At 65.5% G+C, this 22766-nt stretch carries 19 protein-coding genes; 16 read left to right on the top strand and 3 right to left on the bottom strand.

Annotation, left to right across the window (positions count from 1 at the left end; translation table 11 throughout):
- Positions 1 to 181: 181 nt before the first annotated feature.
- Complete coding sequence (gene galA / locus C8J43_RS11190) at positions 182 to 3070, top strand: beta-galactosidase GalA (RefSeq protein WP_133030975.1); 2889 nt, start codon at positions 182 to 184, stop codon at positions 3068 to 3070.
- Positions 3071 to 3149: 79 nt separating this feature from the next.
- On the top strand, positions 3150 to 3911 hold the full coding sequence (locus C8J43_RS11185; protein WP_133030974.1) for a GntR family transcriptional regulator: 762 nt from the start codon (positions 3150 to 3152) through the stop codon (positions 3909 to 3911).
- A gap of 63 nt (positions 3912 to 3974) precedes the next feature.
- Here the strand turns inward: C8J43_RS11185 and nagA are convergent, their stop codons facing one another.
- Positions 3975 to 5192 carry an N-acetylglucosamine-6-phosphate deacetylase gene (nagA, locus tag C8J43_RS11180; protein ID WP_243645538.1) on the bottom strand — a complete coding sequence of 406 codons (1218 nt, stop codon included), beginning with the start codon at positions 5190 to 5192 and terminating at the stop codon, positions 3975 to 3977.
- Between the two features lie 899 nt (positions 5193 to 6091).
- Here nagA and C8J43_RS11175 point away from each other — a divergent pair.
- The 8 genes from C8J43_RS11175 to C8J43_RS11140 all read left to right on the top strand — a co-directional run bounded on the left by C8J43_RS11175 (position 6092) and on the right by C8J43_RS11140 (position 17086).
- Complete coding sequence (locus C8J43_RS11175; protein WP_133030973.1) at positions 6092 to 8929, top strand: TonB-dependent receptor; 2838 nt, start codon at positions 6092 to 6094, stop codon at positions 8927 to 8929.
- A 33-nt stretch (positions 8930 to 8962) separates the two neighbouring features.
- Entirely contained in the window at positions 8963 to 11239 is a 2277-nt protein-coding gene (locus tag C8J43_RS11170; protein WP_133030972.1) for an alpha-N-acetylglucosaminidase, read from the top strand.
- Positions 11236 to 12396: a heparan-alpha-glucosaminide N-acetyltransferase domain-containing protein gene (locus C8J43_RS11165; protein ID WP_133030971.1), complete on the top strand. Its 1161-nt coding sequence runs from the start codon at positions 11236 to 11238 to the stop codon at positions 12394 to 12396. Before C8J43_RS11170 ends, C8J43_RS11165 begins: the two co-directional genes overlap by 4 nt.
- Before the next feature lie 34 nt (positions 12397 to 12430).
- The gene (locus C8J43_RS11160) at positions 12431 to 14128 is read left to right on the top strand and encodes an alpha-L-fucosidase (RefSeq protein ID WP_133030970.1); all 1698 of its coding nucleotides are present in this window, start codon (positions 12431 to 12433) and stop codon (positions 14126 to 14128) included.
- A gap of 204 nt (positions 14129 to 14332) precedes the next feature.
- Positions 14333 to 14530 carry a hypothetical protein gene (locus C8J43_RS11155; protein WP_133030969.1) on the top strand — a complete coding sequence of 66 codons (198 nt, stop codon included), beginning with the start codon at positions 14333 to 14335 and terminating at the stop codon, positions 14528 to 14530.
- Complete coding sequence (locus C8J43_RS11150) at positions 14530 to 15516, top strand: MBL fold metallo-hydrolase (RefSeq protein WP_243645537.1); 987 nt, start codon at positions 14530 to 14532, stop codon at positions 15514 to 15516. Before C8J43_RS11155 ends, C8J43_RS11150 begins: the two co-directional genes overlap by 1 nt.
- A gap of 71 nt (positions 15517 to 15587) precedes the next feature.
- Positions 15588 to 16076 (top strand): DUF417 family protein, encoded by a 489-nt coding sequence (locus C8J43_RS11145; protein ID WP_133030967.1) that lies wholly within the window; start codon positions 15588 to 15590, stop codon positions 16074 to 16076.
- 113 nt (positions 16077 to 16189) lie between these two features.
- A complete protein-coding gene (locus C8J43_RS11140) occupies positions 16190 to 17086 on the top strand; it encodes a LysR family transcriptional regulator (protein ID WP_133030966.1) in 897 nt (298 codons plus the stop codon).
- Positions 17087 to 17163: 77 nt separating this feature from the next.
- Here the strand turns inward: C8J43_RS11140 and C8J43_RS11135 are convergent, their stop codons facing one another.
- A complete protein-coding gene (locus C8J43_RS11135; RefSeq protein ID WP_165899609.1) occupies positions 17164 to 17808 on the bottom strand; it encodes a peroxiredoxin-like family protein in 645 nt (214 codons plus the stop codon).
- A 165-nt stretch (positions 17809 to 17973) separates the two neighbouring features.
- Between C8J43_RS11135 and C8J43_RS11130 the strand changes: the two genes are divergently transcribed.
- Positions 17974 to 18504: a MarR family transcriptional regulator gene (locus tag C8J43_RS11130; protein ID WP_243645536.1), complete on the top strand. Its 531-nt coding sequence runs from the start codon at positions 17974 to 17976 to the stop codon at positions 18502 to 18504.
- A gap of 81 nt (positions 18505 to 18585) precedes the next feature.
- On the opposite strand, the gene C8J43_RS11125 is transcribed toward C8J43_RS11130, so the two are convergent.
- On the bottom strand, positions 18586 to 19221 hold the full coding sequence (locus tag C8J43_RS11125) for a TetR/AcrR family transcriptional regulator (protein ID WP_133030964.1): 636 nt from the start codon (positions 19219 to 19221) through the stop codon (positions 18586 to 18588).
- A gap of 57 nt (positions 19222 to 19278) precedes the next feature.
- On the opposite strand from C8J43_RS11125, the gene C8J43_RS11120 reads away from it, so the two are divergent.
- The 5 genes from C8J43_RS11120 (at position 19279) to msrA (ending at position 22751) form a co-directional block, all read left to right on the top strand.
- A complete protein-coding gene (locus tag C8J43_RS11120; protein WP_243645535.1) occupies positions 19279 to 19734 on the top strand; it encodes a nuclear transport factor 2 family protein in 456 nt (151 codons plus the stop codon).
- On the top strand, positions 19727 to 20572 hold the full coding sequence (locus C8J43_RS11115) for an NAD(P)H-binding protein (RefSeq protein ID WP_133030963.1): 846 nt from the start codon (positions 19727 to 19729) through the stop codon (positions 20570 to 20572). The genes C8J43_RS11120 and C8J43_RS11115 overlap by 8 nt, the downstream gene beginning before the upstream one ends.
- 202 nt (positions 20573 to 20774) lie before the next feature.
- Positions 20775 to 21617, top strand: a complete 843-nt coding sequence (locus C8J43_RS11110; protein ID WP_243645534.1) for a LysR family transcriptional regulator — start codon at positions 20775 to 20777, stop codon at positions 21615 to 21617.
- 149 nt (positions 21618 to 21766) lie between these two features.
- Positions 21767 to 22210, top strand: a complete 444-nt coding sequence (msrB, locus tag C8J43_RS11105) for a peptide-methionine (R)-S-oxide reductase MsrB (protein WP_133030961.1) — start codon at positions 21767 to 21769, stop codon at positions 22208 to 22210.
- A gap of 1 nt (position 22211) precedes the next feature.
- On the top strand, positions 22212 to 22751 hold the full coding sequence (msrA, locus tag C8J43_RS11100; protein ID WP_133030960.1) for a peptide-methionine (S)-S-oxide reductase MsrA: 540 nt from the start codon (positions 22212 to 22214) through the stop codon (positions 22749 to 22751).
- Positions 22752 to 22766 lie beyond the last annotated feature (15 nt).

Genomic DNA, 22766 nt, shown 5'->3' with positions numbered 1-22766 from the left:
AGGCAGAGAAACCTAGCCAAGAGGCAAACCGCATCAGCCAAATTTGCGATCGTCGTAGGCATCGTCCGCATCGGCAAAGAGTAAGGTTACAGGCTGCGATCGGCATCCGCGGATTTGGCAGTTGAGCGCGTCAAGCGTTGATGTATTGTTTTGGCCTTGCAGATGTATCCAGGGAGGCCAGATGCTCGACCGTCGCAGTTTCGTCGTTTCGTCGTCGGCGCTTGCCGTGTCGTTGGCGCAACCCTCTCTGCCAGAACGTCGTGGTCCGACCGGTACAGCGCTATCGCCTGACATGCCGATCCCGCTCGGTCATCTACCCTCGCCGCACGCACCCGCCGACCCGAGCCTGATCGCCCTCAACCATGGCTGGCTGTTCCATGAAGGCGACATCCCCGTCCCCGCCGTGCGTGGCAACGACGAGACCTATGCCGCGACCAAGGCGGGCAACGCGCAGGGCGCCGCCGGTCTGGACTACGACGATTCCAACTGGACCGCCGTGCAGCTTCCGCATGACTGGGCGATCGCGCACCCGGTCGAATCCGATCAGAACGACGCGTTCGGGTATCGCCGTCGCGGCGTCGGCTGGTATCGCCGCTACGTCGTTCTGCCGGCTGACTGGCACGGCCAGTATCTCGAACTCCAACTCGGCGGGATGGCCAACAACGCCACCGTCTGGTTCAACGGCGTGCCGGTCGCGCACAGCCTGTCCGGCTATGTCCAGCAGACCGTCGATCTCACGCCCTATGCCCGCTTCGGCGACGAACCCAACACCATCGCGATCCGCGTCGACGGCGATGTCATGGAAGGCTGGTGGTATGAGGGCGCCGGGCTGTACCGCGATTGCTGGCTGGCGGTGCGTCCCGCGCTGCATATCGCGACCGATGGTGTGCACGCGACGCCGCGCGCGCAGGCGGGCGGCGGCTGGCAGATACCGGTCACGGTAACGCTCGGCAATGCCGGTGCCACGCCGGGTCAGGCGACGGTCGAAGCGGTGTTGCAGGACGCGAACGGTCGCACCGTGGCGCAGTCGAGTGCCACCGCCACCGCGGCCCCGCTGGCGACGGCAACCGCTACGATGCTGCTGCCGGTCGCGCGACCAAACCTGTGGTCCCCCGAGACGCCGACGCTCTACACGATGCACACGCGGCTGGTGCAGGGCGGCAAGACCATCGACAGCCGCCGTACTGAGATCGGTTTCCGGACTGCGAGGTTCGATGCGGCGTCGGGTTTCCACCTCAATGGCGTGCCACTGAAGATCAAGGGCGTGTGCATCCATCAGGACCATGCCGGCGTCGGCGTCGCGGTGCCCGCTGCGCTGATGGAGTGGCGCGTGCGGCGCCTGAAGCAGATCGGCGCCAACGCGATCCGTTTCACGCATGGCACCGCCGACGCCGGCATGCTCGATGCGTGCGACCGGCTCGGCATGCTGGTGATGGCCGAGAACCGCCATTTCAATCCCAGCCCCGAGTATCTGGCGCACCTCGAATGGATGGTCCGCCGCGACCGCAACCGGCCCAGCATCATCCTGTGGTCGGTGCTCAACGAAGAGCCGATGCAGGGCAGCGAACAGGGCTATGAGATGGTCCGCCGCCTCGCCGCCGCGGTGAAGGCGCTGGACGATACCCGCCCCGTCACCGCCGCGATGAACGACGGCATGTTCACGCCGCTGAACGGCGCCGATGCGGTCGACGTGGTCGGCTTCAACTACAAGCACGGCTGGTACGATCGTTACCACAAACTTCACCCCGACCGCCCGCTGCTCAGCACGGAAGATACCAGCGCGGTGATGACGCGCGGCGAGTGGACGAGCGACACGGCGCGCAACGTGCTGACCTCCTACGATACCGAAGCGCCCGAATGGGGACTGACGCATCACGAGAGCTGGCAGATGATCGGCAGCCGCCCGTTCATCGCCGCGACCTTCGTCTGGACCGGGTTCGACTATCACGGCGAACCGACGCCGCTGCCCTGGCCGGCGGCATCGAGCTCGTTCGGCATCCTCGACCTGTGCGGGTTCGCCAAGATGGCGTATCATCTCCGGCGCGCGCAGTGGATCACCGCGGAGCCGGTGATCGCGATCGGCCCGCACTGGAACTGGGCCGGGCGCGAGGGCCAGCCGATCAAGGTGATGGTGCCGACCAATGTCGAGGCGGTGGCGCTGTCGCTCAACGGCAAGCCGATCGGCCGCCAGACGTGCAAGCCGTTCGAAACGCTCGAATGGCAGGTGCCGTTCGCGCCGGGCATACTCGAAGCGATCGGCTACCGCGGCGGTCGCGAAGTCGTCCGCGCCAGCGTCGCGACCGCGGGCCAGGCCGCCACGCTGCGGCTGACGCCCGATCGCCCGATGATGCTCGGCGACGGTGCCGACGTGCAGCCGATCAGCGTCGACCTGATCGATGCGAACGGCCTCCACGTGCCCACCGCGAACGACACCGTCACCTTCGCGGTCGAGGGCGGCGAGATCATCGGCGTCGGCAACGGCAATCCCAACGATCACGACCCGGAACAGGGCAATGCCCGCAAGCTTTTCAACGGTTTCGCGCAAGTGCTGGTGCGATCGCTTCCCGGCGCCAAGCAACTGGTACTGACCGCGCGCGTCGCCGGGCTGACTCCCACGCGCGTCGCGTTTCCGCTGGTCGCTGCGCAGACCCGCGCCGTCGCGGTGACGCCGTCGGTTCACCATCTCGGCGAATGGCGGCGCACGCCGTTCGTCGCGCAGGCGCCCGACGCGCGGACGATCTACCCGGCGCAGCAATGGCGCAGCCTGAGCTACGTTCGCACCGGACGGCTCGAGGAGGCGCAGCCCGCGCGCGCCTACACGCTGATCCAGGGTCGCTTCATGCCGCGTCGGCACGTCGCAGCCCGCGGTGGCACGCTGCATTTTGCCGGGGTGATCGGCCGCGCGGAACTATGGTGCGATGGCCAACGCGTCGCCACCAAAAGCGACCCGGCAGAAGCAGCGATGGTCGCGACCCTGTCGGCGGGCGAGCAGGAGCGCGTCGTGACGCTGCTGCTCCAGGCCGACCCAGGCGAGGCGACCGGTCTCAGCCGCAGCGTAGCGGTCTGGTAGGGCGAGTGGGAACCATCCGCGGCCACCGTGTCCAACGGATGTATGACATGTGCGGCGGCAAGTGTTACGCCAAACCTCTATGGCGTTCATCGACCTCCTAGACGTTACGGCCGCGACCAGCAGCGGCCCGCGCTATCTGTGGTTGCAAGGCCTGATTCGCACCGCGATCGAAACCCGACGGCTCGCGGCGGGTACCGCGCTGCCGAGCGAACGCGAACTGTGCGACGAGTTCCAGCTATCGCGCGTGACGATCCGCAAGGCACTGGAGGCGCTGGTCACCGATGGTCTGCTTGAACGACGGCGGGGCGCCGGCACGTTCGTAGCGCGAAGCCCGGGCGCGCAGGATGCCAGCCGCGTCGAGAAGAACTTCTCCGCGCTGTCGTCCTTCTCCGAAGACATGCTGGCACGCGGCCGGCGCCCGTCCAGCGAGTGGATCGATCGGTCCGAAGGGTCGGTGACTCCCGAGGAGGCGCTCGCGCTGGGTCTGTCGCCCGGGTCGCACGTCTTCCGTTTCCAGCGCATCCGCTTCGCCGACGACGAGACGATGGCGGTCGAATATGCCACGGTGCCGAGTTGGGGCCTGAAGCGGCTCGATGATGTCGTGTCCTCGCTTTATGGCGCACTCGCCGCCAACGGAAACCGCCCCGTACGGGCGCTGCAACGCGTCCGCGCGATCTGCTTCGGCAAGGAGCACGCCGTGCTGCTCGGCATCGAGGAGCGTGACCCGGGGCTGATGATCGAACGGCGCTCGTTCGCCGCCGATGGCCGCGTGATCGAGGTCACGCATTCCTATTATCGCGGCGACGCCTACGACCTCGTCGCAGAACTCCACCACAGCTGACGCTGGCCTGTAGGATCTAGGATCGCATCGGGCACCTCGCCGAAGCGACCCGCCAGCCGCGGGTCAGCCGGCGACCTTGATCCCGCCGATCCACGTCTGGACTGGCTCCAGCGCCGCATCCAGCACGACGAAGTCCGCGCGCAATCCGACCGACAGCGCGCCGCGGTCCTGCGCCATCCCGAGAAACGCGGCGGGCGACGCGCTCGCCATCCGACTGACGGTCGGCAGGTCGGCGCCGGTCGCCGCGCACATCGTCCGCACCGCCTGCGCCATGTCGAGATGCGCGCCGGCCAGCGTACCGTCCTCGCCCATGCACACCCCGCCCTCGACCGTCATCCGGCGGCCGTTGAGCAGGAAGAAATCGTCGTCCGAACCGACGCTCGGCATCGCGTCGGTCACCAGCATCAGGCGATCCGCCCCCTTGCTGCGAAACGCGATGTCGAGCGCGGCGGGTGCGACATGCACCCCGTCGGCGATGATGCCGCACCAGATCGCGGCCTCGCTCAAGGCAGCCCCCACCATGCCCGGCGCCCGGTGGAGCAAGGGCGACATCGCGTTGAAGACGTGCGTCACGCCGGTGACACCGGCGGCAAAGCCCGCCAGCGCCTCGTCGTAGGTCGCGTCGGTATGCCCGGCACTCAGGATGACCCCCGCCGCGGCGAGTTGCGCGATATCCTCGACCGCGACGACTTCCGGCGCGAGCGTCATCATGACGACGCCACGCCGCGGTCGGCACAGGATGTCGATGATCGACCGGTCGAGCGTGCGGATCAGCGCGGGATCGTGGATCCCCTTGCGCGTGCCGTTGATGAACGGCCCTTCGATATGCACGCCGACGATACCGGGCACGCCGGCCGCGATCGCCGCGTCGACCGCGTCCAGCGCCGCCTCGATCGCCTCGGCGGTGTCGGTGATCAGCGTCGGCAGCAATGCGGTGGTGCCGAACCGCGCGTGCGCCGCCGCAATCCGTGCCAGCCCTTCGATCCCGAGCGCGTTGTTGAACAACACGCCGCCGCCGCCGTTCACCTGCGTGTCGATGAACCCCGGCAGCAGGCAGCCGCCCGCCAGATCGATCGCTACGTAATCGCCGGACAACTCGTCATCTGCGACGTCTCCCCCGCCCCCGGCCGGCTCGATCACGCGCAGGCGGCCGTCCGATATGGTAAGCCGGGCGTCATCGCGTGTTTCTCCGCCGATCAGGATTCGGCCACCGCGAACGTCGATGATCTGCATCACGACCGGCACCCCTGTTTGACGCCGGGTGAACGATCGCGTTCGCATTTACCGGATGCCGCGATCGCGCTCGCGGGTCCGTAAGACAGCGCTACTATCGCCAATCTTGTCAGACACGCCGTCGCCAGTCCCTGCCTCGGCGATTTGTCGGAGCATAACCCCTCTGCGCAGCTTTGGTCAGTCATGGGAGCGCTATCGCTGGCGTGTGGAGTATTGCTAGTGCTTGGCTGGGGCTCGTTCGCAAAACCTCGATCCAGTCGGCAATACTCGGCGCGATGACGCTCGTTCAGCGAGGTATCCGAGCAAAGCAACAGACCTCGCGACAAGGTCGCCACAGACACAACAGCCGGTCTTGCCTTGCAGTATCTTGAGGTGACCAACCCGTCGCTCCCCGAGCGATCAATTGCAAACATCACTACCCCTTAGTCGGCAAGAAATACCGCCGCGACACACCCTTCGAGATCGTTGTCACGACCTTCGGCATCGCTTCGCATGGGCACATTATGCATGCTTCGAAAGCGGTATCAATGGTATTGCATATGTCTTTCGACGGCGGCGTCAGAAATTGCGGTTTTTGCACCATACGGATGCAGGAGAGCCGTGTTTCCCCGTGGCAATCGATTCGATCAGGAGGACACAAAGTGCCTGGCACTGCTTGCAACGACCTGTCTTCGGGGCACAAGACCCTGGTATGTTATGTCATTGCAAAGATGTAGCGCAGTTCCGACGCGCACCTCTTTCGCTCTATCCGATTGGCAACCAACGCTTTTCCAATCCAGCAATACCAATATGCCTCGCACCCCGCGGAGACGTTATGTTTTTGTACTAGATCGTACTTGACAGGTCACAGGATTATCCGTGAAACTCCGACATAACGCAGGGTTCGGGCTGCACATCGGTTAAAAAACCGGGTGCCGCGCTTCATTGTCGCATCAGAGGGGATTTACATGACGCACGGCAGACGCAACCGCAAACAGGGCGCCGGCTCCTCCACGAAGGTGTGGCTACTCGCGACGAGTTGCTGTGCAGCACTTGCCGCGATCACGCCTGTGAGCGCACAGACCGCGCCGTCTGGCGATCCGACGTCGCCGCCTGCTCAGACACCACCCCAGACGTCACCCCAGACGTCACCCCAGACTCTAGCCCCAACGCCTGCGACCCCGTCCGCGACCAGCGGCCCAACCGATGGTGCGGATGGTGCCGAGATCACCGTAACCGGCTTCCGCCAGAGCCTTGCGTCGGCGGCACAGGCCAAGCGCAACGACATCCGCATCTCGGACGGCATCACCGCCGAGGATATCGGCAAGTTCCCGGCGCAGAACGTTACCGAAGCGATCCAGCGCATCGCCGGCGTGCAGATGTCGAACATCAACGGCCGTGGCTCGACAATCAGCATCCGCGGCCTCGGCGCACAATATGCCCGCACGACGATCAACGGCCAGACCTTCGCCAGCGCCGACTTCAAGGACGGCTTCCGCTACGACATCATCCAGACCGATCTCGCCAGCGCGATCCAGGTCGTCAAATCGCCGACCGCGGACATGGACACCGGCGGCCTGTCGGGCACCGTCAATATCGATACGGTCAAGCCGCTGGCCTATAAGGGCCCGCGTTTCATCGTCGGCGTGAAGGGCTATAACTCCGAATATCGCGGCAAGAAAATCACGCCGAAGATCAGCGGCGCCTATATCGACAGCTTCGCCGGCGGCACGTTGGGCGTAATGGCGAACGTCAGCTACCAGGAGCTGACGGACCGTGGCGACTATGCCTTCGTCAAGAACTGGTACAATCCGGGCGTCGTCGATCCCAACAACTTCGTGCCCGGCAATTTCCGCCTGCGCCGGATCGATCGCGACACCAAGCAGCTGATGGCCAGCGGTGCGATCCAGTGGAAGCCGCAATCGAACTTCGAGGTGCTGCTGCAAGGCGAATATTCGAAGGACGACACGCGCTACGACACGCAGCAGCTGGTGTTCGGCCGCTGGGATCCGAAGGACAGCACGAATCCGAGCACGATCACGGTCCTCGACAGCGCGAACGGCGTCGCCAACAAGATCGCCATCAGCAACTTCGGCGTCGGCAACAACGACCAGCCCGAGACGCGCAACCTCAAGACCCAGGCCTATACCGGCACGGTCAACTGGCAGCCGGGCGACACCTGGAACGTCCACGCCGTCGCGCACTATACCCGGGGCGATGCCGATCTGCGCGAGTTCGCCTCGATCGACGGCGCAAACGTCGCCTCGGGGGGTACGCTCGACATCTCCGACCCGCACAACGTCAAGTTCGCGACCGACCCCGGCGTGTGGAACGGCACGCTGTTCAACCCGGCCAACCGCACCTATTTCGCGTTCGTCGATGGTGCGACGCACATCCAGATGGCCAAGGACGTTTCGGGCCAGTTCGACGTCACCAAAGATATCGGCGCGTTCGGCGTCAAGTCGCTGGTGTTCGGCGTGAAGTATCATCACGAAAGCTTCCAGACCGACGCCTATCGTCATGACCGCGATGCCGACGTGACGCGGCCGGATCTGTATCCCGAATATGCATTCATCCCGAACCTGAGCACGACCGGCATCCCCGTCACGAACTTCCTGGACGGCAAGATCGGCATCCCGAGCACGTTCCTCGAAACCAATGCGCCGCTTTGGCAGTCGATCCTCGCGGCGAAGGGGATCACCGTCCCGGACGTCCGCGACTGGGCGAACAGCTACCGTGTCGACCGCTACATTCCCGCGGTCTATGCGATGGCCAATCTGGACGCGGAGCTGTTCGGCAAGTCCCTCCGCGGCAACGTCGGCGTTCGCTACGAACACACCCACCAGAACGTCACGTCCAACGTCACCGCCGGTACCGACAGCGGCTCTCCGCTGCTGGGAACGCAGAACGTGATCCAGGACTACGGCAACGTCCTGCCGAGCGCGTCCTTCGCGCTGGATCTGAGCAACCGGCTCGTGGCACGCGTCGCGCTTGCCAAGGTGCTGGTGCGGCCGCTGTTGAACAGCCAGACCCAAATGGCGGACACCTTCGTCACCGACAACACCGGGATCCGTCCCAGCGTGTCCGTGTCGAACGGCGAATCGCGCCTGAAGCCGCTGACCGCAAACCAGGCCGACATCAGCTTCGAATACTACCACGGCCGCGGCAATTCGATCAGCATCGCCGGCTTCTACAAGGCCGTGAAGAACGGCACGTTCACGCAGTTCTACTGCCCGACGTCGTTCAACGGCGTGACGCTGAACGGCCAGGTCGGCGGCTGCGCGTCGACGGACGGTACCACGGACTATAACTTCAGCCGCAAGCTGAACGACAACAGCGTCATCCACGTCAAGGGCGTCGAGCTCGCCGCATCCGAAAGCTTCGACGGCTTCCTGCCGCTGCAGGGCTTTGGCGCCACCGGCAACGTCACGGTGGTCAACGCCGACTCGCCGGCGCTCGGCACGGGCTTCAACCTGCGCGACCTGTCGAAACTCACCTGGAACCTGACCCCCTATTGGGAAAACGAGATGTTCAGCGTTCGTCTCTCCGTGAACCATCGCAGTCCGTACAAGCAGGATGCGTCGACCAGCTTCTTCGTCGATGGCGGCCAGATCCACACGGTCCGCGCGCGCACGCAGATGGACCTGGCGCTCGGCTTTACGCCGACGAAGTCGCTGAGCTTCACCGGCGGCATCATCAACCTCAACGACACGCACGAAGACGCGTATCAGACCAACGAGGACACGTTCCAGCTCGCCAGCCGCACCGGCCGGACGTTCTATCTGTCCGCAACCGCACGGTTCTGATCTAAACCCGAACGAAACGAGTCGTCGCCAGCCGTGAAGAGACCAGCCATCCTCGCACTTCCAGGTCTCTTGCTGCTGACGGCGGCCGGCGCCGTCCACGCACAGCCACGCGCTGCCGATCAGGCCCGCGCCGCGCTCAACCGGATCGGGATTTCCGCCCCCGGCATCGCGCTCTCGATCCGGCCGGCCGCCAAGCCCTATTACCGGGTCCGCGTTCGCAACGGGCGCATGGCGGTGGAGGGATCCTCCGCGATCGCGCTGGTCCACGGCGCGACGCAGTATCTCCAGCAGCAGGGCCGCGTATCGCTCAGCTGGGAAGGACGTCGCATAGCGCCAATCAGCAGCCTTCCCACCGGCGACACCGGGCTGGTCGCCTCCGCCTTCGCGCTGCGCACCTACCTCAACACCTGCACGTTCGGGTACACCACGCCGTGGTGGGCCTGGGGTCGCTGGTCGGAAGAGATCGACTGGATGGCGGCGCGCGGCATCGACACGCCGCTTGCGATGGAAGGGCAGGACTATGTCTGGCGCGCGTTGTGGCGTGATCAGGGCCTCGACGATGCCACGATCGCCAGCGGCCTGTCCGCCGCGCCGTTCCTGCCGTGGCAGCGGATGGGCAACATTGCCGGCTACCGCGCGCCGCTGTCGGACGGGTGGATCGAGAAGAAGCATCAGTTGCAGCGTCGTATTCTCGGCCGGATGCGCGCGCTCGGCATGAAGCCGATCCTGCCGGCGTTCTCGGGCTATGTGCCCAAGGCGTTCGCCGACCGGCATCCCAAGGCGCGGATCTACCGGATGCGCGCGTGGGAGGGGTTCCCCGGCACCTATTGGCTCGACCCGTCAGATCCGCTGTTCGCGGTCCTCGCGCGGCGCTTCACGCAGCTTTACACGCAGACCTACGGCCCCGGCGACTATTACCTCGCCGACGCCTTCAACGAAATGGTGCCGCCGATCGCCGAGGACGGCAGCGATGCGAGCGCCGCGCACTACGGCGACAGCATCGCCAACACCGCCGCGACCCGTGCCGCCGCTTTGCCGGTGGCGGTGCGCGACGCGCGGTTGGCCGCTTACGGCGAGAAGCTGTTCCAGTCCGTCACCGCCGCCGCGCCGAACGCGACCTGGGTGATGCAGGGCTGGCTGTTCGGCGCGGACAAAGCGTTCTGGACGCCCGACGCGATCCGCGCGTTTCTCAGCCGCGTGCCGAACCAGCGGATGCTGGTGCTCGATATCGGCAACGACCGGTACCCCGGCATCTGGAAGACCAGCGGCGCGTTCGACGGCAAGAGCTGGGTCTACGGCTATGTCCACAATTACGGCGGCAGCAACCCGGTCTATGGCGATCTGAACTTCTACCGCAGCGATCTCGCGGCGCTGCCTGCCAGCCCGACGCGCGGCAACCTCACCGGGTTCGGCATGTTCCCGGAGGGGCTGCACAATAATTCGGTGGTCTATTCCTACGCCTACGACCTCGCCTGGGGGGAGAACGCGAAACGCCCGGTGACTGACTGGATCGCCGACTACGCGCGTGCTCGCTACGGTGCAGCGCCGCCTGCGCTCCTCGCGGGCTGGGGCAAGGTGATGTCCGGAGCCTACGCCACCCGCTATTGGACGCCGCGCTGGTGGCGCGAGATGGCGGGCGCGCATCTGCTGTTCAAGCGCCCTGCCATGATCGCGGCCGAATACCCCGCAGCGCCCGGCGACGAAGCGGCGCTGCGGGACGGCATCACCGCGATGCTGGCGGCGGCGCCAGCCCAGCCCGCGCCACTGCTGACCTACGATCTCGTCGACTTCACCCGGCACTACGCAACCCTGCGGCTCGACGCGAAGCTGCGCGCCGCCGTCGCCGCCTATGCTTCGGGCGATGTCCCGACCGGTGACCGCAATGCCGCCACCGCCGCACGCCTTGCGCACGAGATCGACGCGCTGATCGGCAACCAGCAGGAGACGCTCGGCAGCTGGATCGCGGATGCGCGCGCGTACGGCGATACGCCCGCGGAGAAGGATGCGTTCGAGGAGCAGGCCAAGGCGGTCGTCACGGTCTGGGGCGGCGCCGGTCACCTCTCCGACTACGCCTCGCGCGCATGGCAGGGCCTGTACGCCGGCTATTACCTGCCCCGCTGGCAAATGTTCTTGGCAGCACAACGCACCGCCGCGCTCGCTCACCAGCCGCTCGATACGGCCGCCGTCACCACGAAGATCACCGCGTGGGAGCAGGCTTGGCTGAAGGACGGCCGCGCATGGCCACGCCACCGCCCGACCGAACCGATCGCAGGCGTGCGCCGCCTGCTCGCCGACGCAGGACAGCCATGACCGACACCCTCGCCCCCGACACTCTCGCAATCGCCAACCCGCGGCGCTTCACCGCGCTCGACGTATTCCGCGGACTGACCATCTTCCTGATGATCCTGGTCAATACCGCCGGGCCGGGTGCGCCCGCCTACGCCACGCTGGTCCACGCCAAATGGTTCGGCTTCACGCTCGCCGACGCGATCTTCCCGAGCTTCCTGTTCGCGATGGGCAACGCGATGAGCTTCGCGACGCGCAAGCGGATCGAGACCGCGCCGTATCTCACGCGGCTGTTCAAGCGTGGTGCGATCATCTTCGCGCTCGGGTTCCTGATGTACTGGTTCCCGTTCGTGACGCGCACCGACGACGGCTGGGCGGCGATCCCGTTCGCGGTGACCCGCGTACCCGGCGTGCTGCAACGTCTCGCCTTGTGCTACGTCGCCGCGGGGCTGCTGGTGCGCTGGCTCGACGTGCGGGCGATCGTCATCGCCGGCGTGGTGCTGCTGTTCGGCTATTGGGCGATCCTGGTATTCCTGTCCGCACCGGGCATGGCGTACGACAAGTTCGGCACGGTCGGCACGCAACTCGACCTGTGGCTGCTAGGCCCCGGGCATCTCTACAAGAAGGACGGCGGGTTCGATCCCGAAGGACTGCTCGGTACGCTGCCCGCGATCGTCAACGTGCTGGCGGGCTATCTCGCCGGGCTCGCGGTACAGCGCGGTCCCGATCTGACGCGGACGGTGCGCGCGATGGCGTTCTTCGGCGTCGCGTTCGTTATCGCCGGGCTGGCCTGGTCGCCGTGGTTTCCGCTCGCCAAGAAGCTCTGGACCAGCTCCTACGTGCTGCTGACGGTCGGCATCGACTGCATCGCGCTGGCGGGCATCATCGCGCTGATCAAGCTTGCGGGCGTCAAGCGCGGCACGCGGTTCTTCACGATCCTCGGCCGCAATCCGCTCGCGGTCTACCTGTTCTCCGAGCTGTTCGTGACCGCGATCAACCTGATCCCCATCGGCCCGGATGACGGGGCATACGGGGGACTATACGAATGGATCGGTATCGCGATCTTCCAGCGCATCGCGCCCGGCGCGTTCGGGTCGCTGCTCTGCGCCGTCGCCTACACGATGCTGTGCTGGGCGGTCGGCTGGTGGATGGACCGCAAGGGCTGGATCCTCAAGGCATGACCGCCCGCGGACCGCATCCAATGGAGCTTCCCGCATGACCGTCAATCGTCGCGACGCACTCGGCATGGTGGCAGGTGGCATGATGGCAGGCGGGGGTATCGCCGGGCCGGCGCTGGCTGGCGGTTCGCGTGTCGCCTCATCGGCCGCCTCGGCACCGTTCACGGCGGACTGGAACTCGCTCACGCAAGGGTACCGCGCACCCGATTGGTACCGCGATGCCAAGTTCGGGATCTGGGCGCACTGGAGCGCGCAGTGCGTGCCCGAGGAAGGCGATTGGTATGCGCGCAACATGTACCTGCAAGGCTCGCGCGCGAACAAGGCGCACGTCGCCAAATATGGTCACCCCAGCGATGTCGGTTATCTCGAGGTGGTCGGCAAATGGCACGCCGAGAAGTGGCAGCCCGAACGGTTGCTCGATCTGTACGTGGCGGCGGGTGCGAAGTATTTCGTCGCGCTCGCCGGGCACCACGACAATGTCGATACCTTCGCCTCGGCGCATCATGGCTGGAACACGCTCCGGGTCGGCCCGAAGCGCGACATCGTCGGCACGTGGGAACGGGCCGCGCGCGCACGCGGGCTGCGGTTCGGCGTGTCCAACCACGGCGCCCATGCCTGGCACTGGCTGCAGACCGCCTATGGCTATGATCCCGAGGGCCCGCGTGCCGGCCAGCGGTACGACGCAAGCCGGCTGACGACCGCGGACGGACGCGGGACCTGGTGGCAGGGGCTGGACCCGCAGGCGCTCTATACCGGCCGGACGATGCCGCTGCCCGACGGCGTCCGCACCATCGCCGAGGCGGAGGCGATCCACGCGCGTACCGACGAACTCTGGGTGGAGGATGCGCCTGCCGCCCAGGCCGCGTTCGTGCGAAACTGGGCGCTGCGATGCCGCGACCTGCTCGATCGCTACCGGCCCGACCTGATCTATTTCGATGATTACGGCCTGCCGTTCGGCCAGACCGGACTGGAGGTTGCCGCCCATTTCTACAACGCCAGTCGTGGCTGGTCGGACGGGCGGCTCGAGGCGGTCATCAACGCCAAGATGATGCCCGCCGAACGCCGGATGGGGCTGGTCGAGGACGTCGAACGGGGCGGCAAGGACCATATCGAGACGTATCCGTGGCAGACCGATACCTGCCTCGGCAACTGGCATTACGATCGCGCGCTGTACGAGCGCGACGGGTACAAGAGCGCCGCCACGATCATTCACACGCTGTGCGATGTCGTCTCCAAGAACGGCAACCTGCTGCTCAGCGTGCCGATGCGCGGCGATGGCACGATCGACGAAAAGGAGGAGGCGATCCTCACCGAGATCGCAGGGTGGATGCACCTGAACGGCGCCGCGATCTACGGCACGCGGCCGTGGCGCATCCACGCGGAGGGACCGACCAAACCGGCGTCGGGCATGTTCGCCGAAAACGGACCCAAATCGCCCTACACCGCGCGCGACGTGCGCTATGTCCGCAGCGGTGACGACGTTCACGCGCTGGTGATGGGCTGGCCGGACGATGGCATCGCCCGCCTGACGCTGTTCGCCACCGGCAGCATTATCGGGCGCGGTTCGGTTGCGCGGGTCACACTAGCCGGGGACACGACGCCACTGGCTTTCCGCCGGACCGGACAAGCGCTGGAAGTCACGCTGCCGCCCGCGCGCCGCCACGCGATCGGGGTGGCTTTGGTGCTCTCGGGCACCGGCTTGACGGAGGGTTCGCTGGTTTCTCAGCCGACCTGAGGAAAAAGCGGACTCTCGTTTCGGTCCCGCCCCCACTTTATCGAAGCTCGACGACACATGGGAAGACTTCGGCCAGCTTGCTCTCGCGCCGCACCGACGGCGGAAGCGCCCGACGCTCCGGCTATCGAAACTATACGTCAGCGGTATTTCCCCTGCACGCGACGGACCGGTAGCTTCGGGAAAGAGAACAACGGAGTCCACGCCATGCCGCTGCACCCCACCGATACGATGGCGGGCGAGACCCTGCCCTCCGCCGGCATCATCTTTACGCGGATCGAGGTGACCGTCGCCGGGCTGGCGCGGAGCGAAAAGGGTCACGCCGTGTTCAAGGCTTCGACGGGTGCGTCGCGTCCGGATGCCGCGGCACTCTCCCAGCGTCCGACCTGGGGCCATGGACGATGATGCGGCCCTTCTTTGCGAACGTCCTGTCAGGCGCGCTGCTCTGCATGGCCTCGGCGACCACGGCAGCGCCGCAGACGACGATACCCGGGGGCGTGAAGCAGACGCCCGCCGTCTATCGGTTCTCGATCGGTGATGTGCAGGTCACGGCGCTTTCCGACGGCAGTGTCCCTATCGATCTGCCCAAGCTGCTGCGAGGCACCTCGCACGCCGAGGTGGACGCGATGCTCGCCCGCAGTTTCATCGCCAATCCGATGGAGGTGTCGATCAACGCGTTCCTCGTCGAATTGGGGAACCGCAGGATTCTCGTGGACACGGGTGCAGGCGACCTCTTCGGTCCGGGTAACGGCGGCAGGCTTCCCGAAGCACTCGCGCTCGCCGGGATCGGTCCGGACCAGATCACCGATATCCTGCTCTCGCACATCCACGCGGACCATAGCGGCGGGCTCGTGCGGGACGGCAAGATCATGTTCAAGAATGCCACGGTGCACGTCGGGAAGCCGGACCTCGACTTCTTCCTCGACAAGACCAACGCGGCGAAGACGGGCTATGACATCCACCACTTCGAACAGGGAACGGCGATGCTGAAACCCTATGTCGATGCGGGCAAGGTTCGCGCATTCGACCGTTCCGGCGAGATCTTCCCCGGCCTCACCGCGGAGCTCCGCTCCGGTCATACGCCGGGCGCTGCGTTCTACACGTTGAGCAGCCGCGGCTCGACGCTGGTCTTCATCGGCGACACCATCCACGCCGCCGCGGTCCAGTTTCCCCGGCCGGACGTGACCATCACCTTCGACCAGAACCAGCCCAAGGCGCGCGCGGTCCGGCAACGGGCGTTCGCAGCGTTCGCCGACGGCAGGACCCTGGTTGCCGCGCCACACCTCGCCTTTCCCGGAGTGGGCCACATCGCCCGCGACGGCGCTGGGTATCGGTGGTTCCCGATCGACTATGCCAACCGCGCAGCGGCGCCCTCGAACATGGTCCAATAGCGCGCGCGGTCGCTGCACCGCGCCTGCGAGTCTCCTTCCAGCGTGCCACGACGAACCGTCAGGAATCTCAGATGAGCATCGTCGACCGTTACGATTTCCTTGTCCCCGAGCACGACCGAAGCGAACTCGCCTTGCTCAGATGGGCGCTCGTGATCGTATTTCTGTGGTTCGGCGCGATGAAGTTCACGGCGTATGAAGCCTCGGGTATCGCACCGTTCATCAGCCACAGCCCGATCATGAACTGGCTGGGCGTGTTCGGGACGCAGGGGCAGAGCTATGTCGTCGGCGCCGTCGAACTCTCGACCGCCGTCTTTCTGATCCTCGGCGCATTTCGTCCGATCCTCTCGACACTCGGCGCGCTGATGGCGACCGCGACCTATCTGATCACGCTGACCTTTCTCTTCACCACGCCCGGTGTCGCGGAGCCGGCTGCCGGCGGCTTTCCCGCCATTTCGGCCGTACCGGGACAATTTCTGCTCAAGGACGCGGTCCTGCTGGCGGCATCCCTGGTGCTGCTGCTTGCCTCGGTCCGAACCAAGGGCGCCCCCCTACCCTCGTAACATCGGTGTTTGCGCGAACGCGCGCGCAAACACCGCCTGATCTATCCGCAGCTTGGTGGCGCCCTCTTCCGCGAAGGTCGGCTCGGCGATAGGGTCGCCAGTGGTCGGCGCGCATGGTACGCTCGCCTATGGAGATGCACCAGGTACGGTACTTCCTTGCAATGGCGCGGCTGCTCAACTTCACCCGAGCGGCCGAAGAGTCCAACGTGTCTCAGCCGTCGCTGACCCGCGCGATCCAGAAGCTCGAGGACGAGTTCGGCGGAGAATTGTTTCGTCGCGAGCGCAGCCACACCCACCTCACCAGTCTCGGACGTCAGATGTTGCCGCATCTCAGCCGCACGTTCGAGGCGGCACAGGCCACGATGGCGTTCGCCAAGGGCATCGGGAGGGCGGGCGTGGTGCCGCTCGCGCTCGGCGTCGATGCCGCGATCGAGTCCGATACGCTTGACAGGATCCTGGAGGAGCTGGCCGGCTGTCTTCCCGGTTTCGAACTGTCGCTGTCGAGCGGGTCGCCGGGCGATCTGATCGAAGCGGCGATGAACGGTACGCTGGATCTGGTCGTGATCGAGCTGCCGGACGACGCGCCCGATCGCCTCGATGTCTGGCCGCTGTTCGACCATAGCTATCACATGGTCACGCGCGCCGGCCATCCGCTCGCCGGAGGCGCGATGCCGTCGCTGCTGTCGGTGCGCGATGAGTCCTGGATCGACCATGAGGGCAACGGGTGCGCCCGGCTCAAGACCCTCGCCGCTCCGCATGGCTTCGTGCCGATCGTGCGGCATAGCGCCACCGATATGGCGCAGGTGAAGCAGCTGGTGATCTCCGGGCTCGGCAGCGCGTTCATTCCGCGGCCTCGCGACGACGAGCGCTTGTGCGCGTTCCAATTTGCCGATGTCGAGGTCAGGCGCGACGTCGTCCTGGGCGCGGTGGCGGGACGTAAGCGCAGCATCGCTGCCGATGCCTTCGTACGCGCCTCACGCGCACGCAGCTGGGCAGCGGCCGCCGCCTGAGCTGAAATGCCGGGCCATGCCGACGTACCGGGGCACGTCTCCTGCCCGAATGGCCTGCCGTTAATGCCGTCGCTCGCTCAGCCCATCGCCGCAAGGAACGCGACGATGTCCAGCGGTTCGGGACGCAGCCGAAAGTCGGGATCGACATGTGCGTAAAGGATGATGCCGTCTTCGCCGACGACGAACGTTGCCGGGATCGGCAGAAAGCCCCCATCGCTGCCGTAGATAGCCGCCAGATCGAGCCCGATCGCAAGATACCGGCGCTTCACGTCCTCGCCCACCGGGAACGCCAACCCGCAGGCCAGCGCCGCCCCGTGGTCGACGTCGCACAGCAACGTCGCGCGTGGTCCGATCATGCCCTGTACGGCAGAAGCACCTTCGCCGATCTCGCCGGTCACGACGACCAGATTTGCGCCCACGTCTTCAAGCGCGGGCGAAGCGGCGGCCCAGGATTGCAGTTCATGCACGCAGAACGGACACCATAGTCCGCGATTGAAGCTCACGACGATCGGCCGTCCACCCTGCAACTGCCGGATCGAACGGTAGCGTCCCGATGCGTCGGGAAGCGAAAGGTCCGGGAACTGCGCGCCCCCGCGAGGCGCCTCTTTCCCTACGCGAAGGCTCTGCAATCGCGCGATGAACTCCTCGTAGACCGACGCAAAGCCCAACTCCGCGACCGCAGCTTCGGCGTCAGAGCAGGACTGCAGTCGAATGATGGTCATGCCATGTAGGATAGCGTCGAAACGCACGGATGGCACAGCACCAAATCGCGAGCGATATCGGCGGCCGAGGATCGCGCGGCTTTGGCGTCCCCTCGCAAGGTCGAACAGGAACACCATGCACCTTGCTGTCTATGCTCCGCGCACATAAGATGTGGAATGGACACAGTGCGTGATCGAAACGTCTTCGGGGCGTTCGCCCTCATGATCAGCGACGATATCGTTCGCGCCAGCGCATCGCAGGCGCCGGAAGCGGGCCCCGCCGCATCTGCGCTGGCGTTGCTCGCGCACGAGCCCGGTCTCTCGATCCGCATGCTAGCCGTCGGGGTAGGACTTTCGCATGCGGGGACCGTACGCCTGGTCGATCGTTTGGCAGCCGAACGGCTGATCGAGCGTCGCGAGCATTCGACGGACGGGCGCACGCGTTCGCTCTATCTGACGCCCGCCGGCAGGATCGCAAGCGACGCGGTCCTCGCCTCGCGCGATCAGGTCATTGCCGAAGGGCTGTCGATCCTCACCCCGGACGATCTGAACATCCTGTCCGACATCGCCGAACGTGTTCTGCGCGATCGCCTGCAAAACTTCGACCAATCCTACCGCATCTGCCGCCTGTGCTGCTACGAAGGCTGCACGAACTGCCCCATCGATGCCGAATTGCTCAAACGAGGCGTAGACCGCGCGACGAAGGACGACGCGTAGGAGGTTGTCATCGGCACCGCTCGACGCTGAGCGATCGAACGAGCCCCCAGGCAATCAGCCACCGTGACGCCGCCGCCGCCATCAAGACGCCTGTCGAACCTCGCTTGCGCGGATTGCGGCACCCGTGACCCGAGCAAGCCGTTCGATGTAGGCGCGATCCGATCGGCCACCGACGACCGCAAGCCGCCAATACAGCGGGGCGGCAATAAGGTCGGCCGCCATCTGTCGGTCCACCAGCGGTGACACTTCGCGGCGTTCGATCGCCCGGTCGATCAGCCCGTCGACCCGCTCGCGTCGCGCGCGTTGGAAGGGGCGGATCGCCGCGCCCAGTGCCGGTGTCCGCTCGATCTCGCCGTGGAGATCGGTCAGGATGCGTCGCACCGTGGGATGACGCAGCACGCGGCGCAGCGCGAACAGCGCGGCTTCCAGATCCGCTTCCAGCGAGCCGCGTTCCTCGACGTCGGTGATCGTCAGCCCGACCCGCGACAACAGATCGCTGGCCATCGACGCCTTGTCCGGCCAGCGGCGGTAGAGCGCAGCCTTGCCGACGCCCGCGGTCCGCGCCACCCGTTCCAAGCTCAATCCCGCATAGCCCGTCCGGGCCCATTCGTCGAAGAAGACGCGCGTCAGCGCCTCGGTAACGTCGCCGCGCATGATCGCTGCGCCGCTCGGAACGCGAACGGTCTTCCGGGATTCGTCGGAACGGTTGCGTTCCATCGTCAGATCCTTATATCTCGGTGGAACGCTACCGTTCCGACGATCTGGAGCTATCGCATGACAGACAGTGTGGAAAGCTTTTCGACGATGCTGCGAAAGGCATTGGGTGATCGCATCGCAGCGGATGCTGCCACGTTTCTCGACATGATGGCCGACGACGGCGTGATGGAATTTCCCTTTGCGCCCCCCGGTCTGACGACCCGGTTGGAGGGCAAGGCTGCGATCGCGCGCCATCTCGACAGCTTGGGCGAGATGATCGCTTTCGACGGCATGGGTGAGCCGACCGTTTACGCTACGACCGACCCCGATGTGACCATCGTGGAGTTCGAAGGCTTCGGACACGGCGTTTCGACCGGCGAGGCGTACGACCAGCGCTATATCTCGGTGATCCGGACGCACGCCGGACGGATCGTCCAGTATCGTGACTACTGGAACCCGCTGGTGGTGTTGCGCGCGCTTCGCGGTGGCGCCGCCGTTGATGCACTTGTCGGCGGAGTGGCCGATCATGGTTGACCGGGTTCTGGTCACAGGCGGCACGGGCAAGACGGGCTCGCTGGTCGCCCGACAGCTTGCGGCCCGTGGTGTCGAAACCCGTATCGCGACCCGCAATGCAAACTCGCCCGAACAGGTTCGCTTCGACTGGAGCGATACCGCCTCGCATCGTGCCGCGCTCGACGGGGTGGACGCGGTCTACCTCGTCGCGCCGACCGACCGAACCGATCACCTGCCGGTCATGCGCCCACTGCTAGAGCGGGCGGTGGAACGCGGCGTGACGCAACTCGTGCTGTTGAGCGCGTCGTCCCTGCCCGATGGCGGTCCGATGATGGGTGAGGTTCATGCGTGGCTGCACGCCAACGCGCCGCGTTGGGTGGTGCTGCGCCCAAGCTGGTTCATGCAGAACTTCGTCACGCAGCATCTGCCGTCGATCATCCATGAAGGCTGCATCTATTCGGCGACGCAGGATGGGCGCACACCGTTCATCGACGCCGCCGACATCGCAGCGGTCGCGGTCGAAGCGCTGGTCAATCCGATTTTCAGGTCGGGAGAAAGTATCCTGACCGGTCCCGAAGCGCTCTCTTACGACGGGGTAGCGGAGCGGATCGCCGCGGTGGCCCAGCGTCCCGTCCGCCATTGCCGGTTGTCCGTGGACGCGCTTGCTCGCCGCTTCACCGGGTTTGGCATTCCCGAGCATTATGCGGATGCACTCGCGCGCATGGATGACGCGATCGCACAGGGCGCGGAGGACAGGACCACGACCGAGGTCGCGCAGGTAACGGGGCGAAATCCGACCACGCTCACCGATTTTCTCACGGTTCACAGGAAGGCCTTTCATCAGCCCCCCACCGGCTGACTGTCCGAGACCGTGACGCCCAATCGCGAGCCTACGCCGGAGTTATATGCGCGGCGCATATAGAAATGTTGGCGGACAGTAATTATATGCCTCAAGCATACTTATACCGATCTCTTGCCCACGGCGCGCTCCGAGGACGAAGAAGCGGTCAGGCTGAGGGGTCGAGACTATGGAACTCAATCAAGTCCGCTACTTCATCAACTTGGCCGAGACGCTCAATTTCACGGCGGCAGCACGGCTGAGCAGCGTGTCACAGCCCAGTCTGACCCGCGCGATCCACCGTCTTGAGGAGGAGCTCGGCGGGAAACTGATCCACCGCGACGGGAAGAACAGCCGCCTTACCGGCCTCGGTCAGGACGTCGAGGCGGAGTTCAGGCGCATGGCGGCGGCGGTAAGAAGCGTCCGCGATCACTCCGAGAACTGGGCGATGGGACGGCACCGCGTGCTGGATGTCGGGGTCGCGCCCACGGTCGGACCAAAGGCGTTCTCGGCGTTTTTCGAAAGCGCGCTGGCGGAAGTTCCGTCGGTCGAGATCAAGCTGCACTCGCTGCAGTCGAACGAAGACGCATCGGAGGTGCTGTCAGGAAAATACCACGCCTGCATCCTGCCGCGCGAAACGCGGCCCGACCTCAAGTTGAGCGTGCATCCGCTGTTCCGTGAACGCTTCGTCCTCGGCTGTTCCGCGAACCACCCCTTGGCTGCCGGCGAGGTCGTGCGCGGCGAAGACCTGGTCAGGTTTCCGTTCGTCGACCGCCTGAAATGCGAGTTTCGCGCCGAGATCCACGATCACTTCGCGCGGCGGGATGTGCTCGTGCAGCCCCGCTTTCGATCCGATCGCGAAGACTGGGTGCAGCGGGTCGTCGCCGACAGCGACGCGATATGCATCCTTCCGGAACGATCGGCCACGGCGCACGGCCTCGTCACGCGCCCGATCGACGGGTTCGTCCTGGAGCGCGAAGTCGTGATCGCGACGGTCTCCGGTTCCACCGCACCAGTCGAAATACGCAAGATCGCGCAAATGGCGGCCCAGTACGCGTGGAATTGATTCATAGGACGGACAGTATCGGTGGTATTGAAACTATACGTCCGGCGTATTGGATAAATCCAGGAGTTGCTGCGATAAACTGCATGATGATGAATACTATTTTCCGAGCGCAGATCATTCGTTCCTCTTGAAAAGTATTGAGTGATATCATGAAGTTTGAAAGATCGCAGGACGCAGTCGATCGACTAACCCCGGAACAGCGCCGGGTCACGCAGCACTCGGGTACCGAACGGCCGTTCACCGGGGAGCATGACGGTAACAAGGAGCCCGGCATCTACGTCGACGTCGTATCGGGCGAACCGCTGTTCGCCTCGACCGACAAATACGAGTCGGGCTCCGGCTGGCCCAGCTTCACCAAGCCGATCGTGCCCGCAAACGTGAACGAGGTCCGCGACACCACGCACGGAACGGTTCGGACCGAGGTCAGGTCGGTACACGCCGACAGTCATCTCGGCCACGTGTTCCCGGACGGTCCCGCCGACCGCGGTGGCCTGCGCTACTGCATCAACTCGGCGTCGCTTCGCTTCATCCCGCGCGATGAGATGGAGAGCGAAGGCTACGGCGAATATCTCGATCAGGCAGAGGAGGCTTAATATGCACGAGCGCGCTGTTCTCGCGGGCGGATGCTTCTGGGGCATGCAGGATCTGATCCGCAAGCGGCCCGGTATCGTCTCGACCCGCGTCGGCTATACCGGCGGCGATATTCCGAACGCCACCTATCGCAACCACGGCACGCACGCCGAGGGGATCGAGATCGTCTTCGACCCGGCGGTGACGAGCTACCGCGCCATCCTCGAATTCTTCTTCCAGATCCACGATCCTACCACCAAGAACCGCCAGGGCAACGACATGGGGCTCTCCTACCGGTCGGGCATCTATTACGTTGACGAGGAGCAGAAGCGCATCGCCGAGGACACGATCGCCGACGTCGATGCCTCCGGGCTGTGGAATGGCAAGGTGGTCACCGAAGTCGTGCCGGTCGGCGAATTCTGGGAAGCCGAGCCGGACCATCAGGATTATCTGGAGACGCGGCCGAACGGCTACACCTGCCACTTCGTGCGTCCCGGCTGGGTGCTTCCGAAGCGCCACACGGCTGACGATGCGCAGCCCGCGACCGGGATCGCAGCGGAATAGACGCCACCACCGCGC

It is taken from the genome of Sphingomonas sp. PP-CE-1G-424, from assembly GCF_004341085.1.
GTDB lineage: Bacteria > Pseudomonadota > Alphaproteobacteria > Sphingomonadales > Sphingomonadaceae > Sphingomonas.
This window is presented reverse-complemented; position numbering and strand designations above follow the sequence as displayed.

Excerpts from the sequence above, each read along its gene's own strand:
- galA (WP_133030975.1), top strand. The coding sequence starts at position 182 with ATGCTCGACCGTCGCAGTTTCGTCGTTTCGTCGTCGGCGCTTGCCGTG.
- C8J43_RS11185 (WP_133030974.1), top strand. The coding sequence starts at position 3,150 with ATGGCGTTCATCGACCTCCTAGACGTTACGGCCGCGACCAGCAGCGGC.
- nagA (WP_243645538.1), bottom strand. The coding sequence starts at position 5,192 with ATGCGAACGCGATCGTTCACCCGGCGTCAAACAGGGGTGCCGGTCGTG.
- C8J43_RS11175 (WP_133030973.1), top strand. The coding sequence starts at position 6,092 with ATGACGCACGGCAGACGCAACCGCAAACAGGGCGCCGGCTCCTCCACG.
- C8J43_RS11165 (WP_133030971.1), top strand. The coding sequence starts at position 11,236 with ATGACCGACACCCTCGCCCCCGACACTCTCGCAATCGCCAACCCGCGG.
- C8J43_RS11160 (WP_133030970.1), top strand. The coding sequence starts at position 12,431 with ATGACCGTCAATCGTCGCGACGCACTCGGCATGGTGGCAGGTGGCATG.
- C8J43_RS11155 (WP_133030969.1), top strand. The coding sequence starts at position 14,333 with ATGCCGCTGCACCCCACCGATACGATGGCGGGCGAGACCCTGCCCTCC.
- C8J43_RS11150 (WP_243645537.1), top strand. The coding sequence starts at position 14,530 with ATGCGGCCCTTCTTTGCGAACGTCCTGTCAGGCGCGCTGCTCTGCATG.
- C8J43_RS11145 (WP_133030967.1), top strand. The coding sequence starts at position 15,588 with ATGAGCATCGTCGACCGTTACGATTTCCTTGTCCCCGAGCACGACCGA.
- C8J43_RS11140 (WP_133030966.1), top strand. The coding sequence starts at position 16,190 with ATGGTACGCTCGCCTATGGAGATGCACCAGGTACGGTACTTCCTTGCA.
- C8J43_RS11135 (WP_165899609.1), bottom strand. The coding sequence starts at position 17,808 with ATGACCATCATTCGACTGCAGTCCTGCTCTGACGCCGAAGCTGCGGTC.
- C8J43_RS11125 (WP_133030964.1), bottom strand. The coding sequence starts at position 19,221 with ATGGAACGCAACCGTTCCGACGAATCCCGGAAGACCGTTCGCGTTCCG.
- C8J43_RS11120 (WP_243645535.1), top strand. The coding sequence starts at position 19,279 with ATGACAGACAGTGTGGAAAGCTTTTCGACGATGCTGCGAAAGGCATTG.
- C8J43_RS11115 (WP_133030963.1), top strand. The coding sequence starts at position 19,727 with ATGGTTGACCGGGTTCTGGTCACAGGCGGCACGGGCAAGACGGGCTCG.
- msrB (WP_133030961.1), top strand. The coding sequence starts at position 21,767 with ATGAAGTTTGAAAGATCGCAGGACGCAGTCGATCGACTAACCCCGGAA.
- msrA (WP_133030960.1), top strand. The coding sequence starts at position 22,212 with ATGCACGAGCGCGCTGTTCTCGCGGGCGGATGCTTCTGGGGCATGCAG.